The sequence below is a fragment of the Acidobacteriota bacterium genome, from assembly GCA_022340665.1.
In the GTDB taxonomy this organism is placed as follows: domain Bacteria; phylum Acidobacteriota; class Thermoanaerobaculia; order Thermoanaerobaculales; family Sulfomarinibacteraceae; genus Sulfomarinibacter.
Window position 1 is genome coordinate 1 of sequence record JAJDNM010000037.1, and the last position, 6,085, is coordinate 6,085.

Here is a 6,085-nt window from a genome sequence, read left to right on the forward strand (position 1 = left end):
ACACGCGCGCTGCTTCGCGCCTTGCAACAGGAGCTTCATGAATGATGCGGGCTAGTCGCGCCGGGTCGATGAAAACACTCTGCATCGGGGTGGCCGGTGGCACCGGGTCCGGGAAGACAACCGTTGCCAACGAAATCGTGCGTCGGGTCGGGCCTGAACGAATCGTAGTCGTCAATCAGGACCGGTATTATCACGATCTCGCCCACCTCCAGGGTCACGAACGGGCACACCACAATTTCGATCACCCGGAGGCCATTGAGGAAAACCTGCTTCAGGAGCATCTCCGCCTGCTCAAGGCCGGCCGGTCTGCCCCGTTGCCGGTCTATGACTTCGCCAACCATGTCCGCAAGGAGGAGACCGAGTGCCTTGGACCGCGACCGGTGATACTTCTGGAGGGAATCCTGATTCTGGCGATGCCGGCTATACGGGAGCTGCTCGACGTCAAGATATTCGTCGACACAGATGCCGATCTCCGTTTCATAAGGCGGCTTCTCAGGGATATGGAGGAGCGGGAACGAACTGTGGACGGGGTGATCGATCAATACCTGACGACGGTCCGCCCGATGCACCTCGAGTTCGTGGAACCTTCGAAGCGTTGGGCGGACATCATCATCCCTGAGGGCGGATTCAACACGGTTGCACTGGATCTCGTCATCAGTCGTATTTTCCAGATGCTCCAAACTGTCGAATAATTTGGCTCCAGGGCTTCGTTCGGTGCATGACGCTGGCAATTGGAGCGGGCTTCAGCGGCTGGCGGGCGGGCGACGACGACGGCGGGATCTCAACTCATCTTCTTTGAACATGAACTTGATGGAATGTTTGAACAGCAAAAGGTTTGGAGCATCAACCCGGTTGAGCTTGAGACAGTTCTTGTCGTACCACTCGATCCAGCCCTTGAGTTCGGTCCCATCCGTGAGCACCACGATCATCGCGGTGCGGTTCTGCATCTGTTTGAGGTAGTAAAAGCTTTCGGCGTTCGTCTGCTCAGCCGGCACCTGTTTGCGGCGCCCGGTCGATCGGGTTGGGTACTTTTCCATCATCTCCGTCATGGATGGTCGGATCAGCTTACGCTCTGACATCAAACTCTCCTCGCAGCCCATGCTGTGCGGCGCAGGGTTTCCGATAACGTGCAGGTGCGGGTTCTGGCAACAGACTATCAGATCCAGAAGGGGGTGTCTTCCCCTGTTGTCGGCAGATCCTCGACGACGCTACCGCGATTTTTCCTGGTTGGGTTGTTTTCGTTGGTTTCGTTTATTGCCGGGGTAGAGTTCGACCTCATGAGAAAGGCAGCACATAAGTCGTCCGCAAAGACCGGAAATTTTCGCAGGGTTGAGGCTCAGATTCTGGCGCTTTGCCATGCGTACGGTCACCGAGTGGAATCGATCCATGAACGTCGTGCAACACAGGCAACGTCCGCACGGGCCGAGGCCTCCACACAACCGCGCACCGTCGCGAACCCCCAACGAGCGCATTTCGATGCCCCTGCGGTAGCGACGGCCCAAGTCCCTTTGTAGCGGACGGTAGTCGACCCGCTTTTCGGCCGAGAAGTAGATAACGGCCTTGCGACCCGACAGGGGCAACCTCACCTTGAATGGGTGGAGTTCGAGCTTCATTTCGCGGGTTCTCCGCCTCAGATAATGCTCGATCTCACGTTCGAGGTGGCCAGTGTCTTCATGTCGTTTCTCGTCTTCCGGAGTTGCCCTGCGAACGATGCGCGCCGCACCCCTGAGAGGCTTCTTGATCGTCGGAATCGAGAACGCAGTTACCTTACCCAAGAACTTCCCGTCAGGAGTGTCAACAACGATCATTTCGCCGTGCTTCAACTCCAGCTTTCCTGCGCGGCACGGCAAAGGTGGGAGGTCAGGGTCGACCAGCACTGGCACCCAGTCTTCCAGGCGCGGCGTAACGGTACACTGCACGAGCTCCGGCATCATGGCTTGTCGTCGCCGGCGAGTTCAGCCGCGATGTCACGATCAGCGGCAGCGATTTTCTCGGAGTCCCTGCGCCGCGCATCCTTCAGGGCCTGCCGGAGTTTTGGAAACTCGCTGGCGAGGATTTGAGCGGCGAAGAAGGCGGCGTTGCGTGCACCGGCCGGACCGACAGCGAAGGTCGCCACCGGTATGCCGCCCGGCATCTGTACAGTCGACAGCAGCGCGTCCACCCCATCGAGCACGCCACCAGGTAACGGCACACCAAGTACGGGGCGCACCGTGTGCGCCGCCACCACACCGGCGAGGTGCGCTGCCATCCCGGCCGCGCAGATGAAAACCCGGCATCCGTCGGAATCTGCTGCTCGGACAAGTTCTACCGTTCGTTCCGGTGTGCGATGGGCGGAGGATACGTGGACCTCGAATCCTACACCGAGGTCTTGCAAGAGTTCTGCCGCTCCGCGTAGATGCTTCCAATCGCTTGCGGAGCCCATCAGCACGAGGACCTGCGGATGGTCGTCCTGCTCAATTTCCATCGCTCAGGCCTCCAGCTTTGCCAGCGTGTCCCGACCGATATCCGATCGGAACCACATTCCATCGAACGATATTTTTCCAACGCCTTCGTACGCGGTCTCGAGCGCTTCGGACAGAGAAGCACCCCGCCCGCAAACCGACAACACGCGGCCGCCGGCAGTCGTGAGTTTTTCTCCATCGAGACGGGTTCCCGCGTGGTAAACCGTGACCCCGGAGAGCGCCATCGCATCGTCGATGCCGGTGATCTCATCGCCCTTGCGCGGGCTACCTGGATAACCGTCAGCTGCTATGACAACGCAGGCCACCGCCTCTTTGCGCCACCTGAGATTCGTCGCCTCCATGGCGCCGTCGGCCGCCGCCATGGCCACTTCAGCGAAATTGTCATCCAACCGCAGCAAGATCGCCTGGGTTTCCGGATCACCAAGGCGACAGTTGAACTCCAGGACTTTGGGACCGTCGGGCGTCATCATCAGTCCGACATAGAGCACTCCCCGATACGATCGACCTTCCTCCTTCATACCCAAAATTGTCGGCCGCACAATCGTGTCCAGGATCAGACGGCTCGTGCCCGGAGGCATGACCAGAGCTGGAGAATGGGCACCCATCCCACCGGTATTCGGGCCCTCGTCGTTTTCCTTCGCGCGCTTGTAATCATGTGAGGTCGCAATCGGGATGACACGGTCGCCGTCCGATATCGCCATATACGAGACCTCGTCGCCGTCGAGACACTCCTCGACCAGCACCCTGTCTCCGGCATCCCCAAACTTCCGCTGCGTGAAAAACACATCCAGCGCGTGCTCAAGGTCTGGCTCATCGCGGACGATCAACACGCCTTTGCCTGCGGCCAGGCCATCGGCCTTGAACACCACCGGCATCCCGAGATCCCGGCTCGCCTCTACCGCCTCGTCCTTGGTTCTAACAACTGAGGCCCGGGCGGTGGGAATGTCATTCCGTTGGCAGAACTCCTTCGCGAACACCTTGCTCGACTCCAGCTCGGCAGCCGCCCGGCGGGGCCCGAAGAGACGCAGACCCCGACGGTAGAACTCGTCGCAAACACCCATGGCGAGCGGGACTTCCGGTCCGACAATCGTCAGGTCGATGCGAAGATCCTCAGCCGCCTCCGCAACCCCGGGCAGATCGTTGGCGGATATCGGAAGCAGATCGGCTGCTTGGGCAATTCCTGGGTTCCCTGGAGCGGCAAAAACGTGGCTCACTCCGCGAGAACGTCGCAGGGCATGGACGATCGCGTGTTCACGCGCACCTGACCCTAGAACGAGAACGCGCATCGGTGTCTACCCCCTCGCTTGCAGCAGACTTAGATAACTGGTCTGTACGATGTCGCCCGCGGAGCATCCCCGACTCAGGTCATTGGCCGGTTTCGCGAGGCCTTGCATGAGCGGACCCAACGCCCGCGCGCCACCGAGCCGCTCGACCGCTTTGTAGGTGATGTTTCCGGCATTGAGATCCGGAAACACGAGCACATTCGCGGCGCCGGCAACTGGCGATCCTGGGGCCTTTTTCTCACCGACCGTTTTCACGAGAGCTGCATCCAGCTGCAGGTCACCATCGAAGACGAAGTCGACTCCACGTGCATTGAGCTCATCGCACGCGCCGGTCACTTTTTCGACCAACGGATGGCTCGCCGAGCCTTTGGTCGAAAACGAGAGCAAGGCGACCCGTGGTTCGCCACCGACGATCGAGCTGAAGGTCGCAGCCGCAGATATGGCAATTTCAGCCAGTTGAACCGAGTCCGGATCGGGCATCACCGCACAGTCGGCGAATACCATGATCCCGTCGTCGCCCCAGCTCGCTTCAGGATGGACCATGATAAAGGCGGACGAAACCGTCCGCAGCCCGGGAGCAGGTCCAATACAGTGAAGTGCGGCGCGCACCGTATCTGCAGTCGTTCGCACCGCCCCACCAACGGAGGCGTCGGCAGCGCCCGTCGCTACCAACAACGAGGCGAAGTAGAGCGGGTCTTCGACCGCCTTCAACGCCTCGTCTTCCGACATCCCTTTGGGTGCGCGGCGCTGGTGCAGGTGGGCTGCAAGGTCTTCTCGACGGTAATCCGCCGCAGGATCCGCGACGTCAACGCCCCGTCTCGCAAGTTCGTCATGGATAGGCTGGCGCTCGTCCCCGGGGCACAGGAGAATCACCTCGCATGATCCGCCGGTTACGAGCTGTTTTGCAGCTTCTACTACCCGCGGATCATGGCCTTCGGCAAGCACCACCCGGCCGCCAACAACCGCCGCCCGCCTCTCGACCTGTTCGAGAAACCCCACAACTCTCCCCCGGCAGTCATTGTAACCCAAAGCCTTCGCCGGACCGCCGGAAGGTTTCAGCTGTGATTGAAGTTACATGGACCATCACATCCGCGAGGAGGTGGCATGCGAATAGCGTCCGATATCTCTCGTCTCATGGGGAACACGCCGTTGGTTCGACTCAACCGGATCGCCGCCGAGGCAAGCGCTCAAGTGGTCGCCAAGCTCGAGTTTTTCAACCCGGCACATTCGGTGAAGGATCGAATCGGAGTCGCAATGGTGGATGCCCTGGAGCGAGATGGTCTCCTGATACCGGGGCGGTCGACCATTATCGAAGCAACCTCGGGCAACACTGGTATCGCGCTCGCTATGGTGGCGGCGTCACGTGGCTACCGTTGCATCCTCACGATGCCGGAGTCGATGTCACTCGAACGACGCAAGATTCTCGATCTTCTCGGGGCCAAAATCGAGCTCACCCCGGCGGACGAAGGGATGAAGGGTGCGTCGGCCCGCGCCCAGGAATTGCTTGCCGAGATTCCTGATTCGGTGGAGCCAAAGCAATTCAGCAACCCGGCCAATCCGCAAATCCACTCCTCAACCACCGCTCAGGAACTCTGGCAGGACACCGACGGGAAGATGGACGTCTTCGTGGCCGGGGTCGGAACCGGAGGCACGATTACCGGGGTGGGTCGATTCTGGCGAGAGCGGCGGCCCTCAGTTCGCATCGTGGCAGTCGAACCAGCTGAATCACCGGTGCTCTCCGGCGGCGAACCAGGACCTCACAAGATCCAGGGGATCGGTGCGGGTTTCTTGCCCGAAAACCTCGACCGGTCGGTGGTAGACGAAGTGGTCACGGTGAATTCCGAGGAAGCTTTTTCGACCGCCCGCAGCCTTGCTCGCGATGAAGGCATCCTGGGAGGGATTTCCACCGGCGCGGCCTGCGCTGCTGCCCTCAAGATCGCGGCCGGCGACGAGATGGCCGGCAAACTCGTCGTCTTTATCGCCCCCTCGACTTCCGAGCGCTACATCTCGACTGATCTGTTCACGGATCTCTGACTCTTCGACCGTTGGCACGCGACGACTCGGCGGTTAGGCCGATCGTGGGCCATGAGAGGACTGGTTTCGGCGGTGGACTGGCACTCTGACCATCAACGGTCGCGGATCCACCTCAATCTCGACCGGTAGCATTCCGGTGACATCGCCATCGATCTGGTAGGGAATCTCCTCGACCGGCAAAGCCGGTTCCAGCCGCACCTGGCTCGCGGCCGCACGCAGGGCATCAGGGTGCTCCACATGGCGGCCCGAAGGAATGCCGAACAGAAACGAAATCGCCGCTCGCCGGCCGACTCCCCGCCGAGCCAC

8 protein-coding genes are annotated in these 6,085 nt (G+C 60.7%); 2 read left to right on the top strand and 6 right to left on the bottom strand.

Translation table 11 applies throughout. The annotated features are described in order from the left end of the window. Positions 1–68: 68 nt before the first annotated feature. Positions 69–692 (top strand): uridine kinase, encoded by a 624-nt coding sequence (udk, locus tag LJE93_05315; GenBank protein MCG6948319.1) that lies wholly within the window; start codon positions 69–71, stop codon positions 690–692. Between the two features lie 51 nt (positions 693–743). Here the strand turns inward: udk and LJE93_05320 are convergent, their stop codons facing one another. The 5 genes from LJE93_05320 to pta all read right to left on the bottom strand — a co-directional run bounded on the left by LJE93_05320 (position 744) and on the right by pta (position 4,744). Then, complete coding sequence (locus tag LJE93_05320; GenBank protein MCG6948320.1) at positions 744–1,079, bottom strand: RNA chaperone Hfq; 336 nt, start codon at positions 1,077–1,079, stop codon at positions 744–746. Positions 1,080–1,208: 129 nt separating this feature from the next. After that, positions 1,209–1,919 (bottom strand): stage 0 sporulation protein, encoded by a 711-nt coding sequence (locus tag LJE93_05325; protein ID MCG6948321.1) that lies wholly within the window; start codon positions 1,917–1,919, stop codon positions 1,209–1,211. Positions 1,920–1,930: 11 nt separating this feature from the next. Continuing rightward, positions 1,931–2,464 (bottom strand): 5-(carboxyamino)imidazole ribonucleotide mutase, encoded by a 534-nt coding sequence (gene purE, locus LJE93_05330; protein ID MCG6948322.1) that lies wholly within the window; start codon positions 2,462–2,464, stop codon positions 1,931–1,933. Positions 2,465–2,467: 3 nt separating this feature from the next. Continuing rightward, positions 2,468–3,748, bottom strand: coding sequence for a phosphoribosylamine--glycine ligase (gene purD, locus LJE93_05335; GenBank protein MCG6948323.1), 1,281 nt, complete (start codon positions 3,746–3,748; stop codon positions 2,468–2,470). A 6-nt stretch (positions 3,749–3,754) separates the two neighbouring features. Continuing rightward, complete coding sequence (gene pta / locus LJE93_05340; protein ID MCG6948324.1) at positions 3,755–4,744, bottom strand: phosphate acetyltransferase; 990 nt, start codon at positions 4,742–4,744, stop codon at positions 3,755–3,757. Between the two features lie 105 nt (positions 4,745–4,849). Here pta and cysK point away from each other — a divergent pair, with 105 nt between their 5' ends. Continuing rightward, entirely contained in the window at positions 4,850–5,779 is a 930-nt protein-coding gene (gene cysK, locus LJE93_05345) for a cysteine synthase A (protein MCG6948325.1), read from the top strand. A 33-nt stretch (positions 5,780–5,812) separates the two neighbouring features. Here cysK and LJE93_05350 read toward each other — a convergent pair. Next, positions 5,813–6,085: hypothetical protein (locus tag LJE93_05350; GenBank protein ID MCG6948326.1), on the bottom strand; the 273-nt coding region annotated here is incomplete at its 5' end.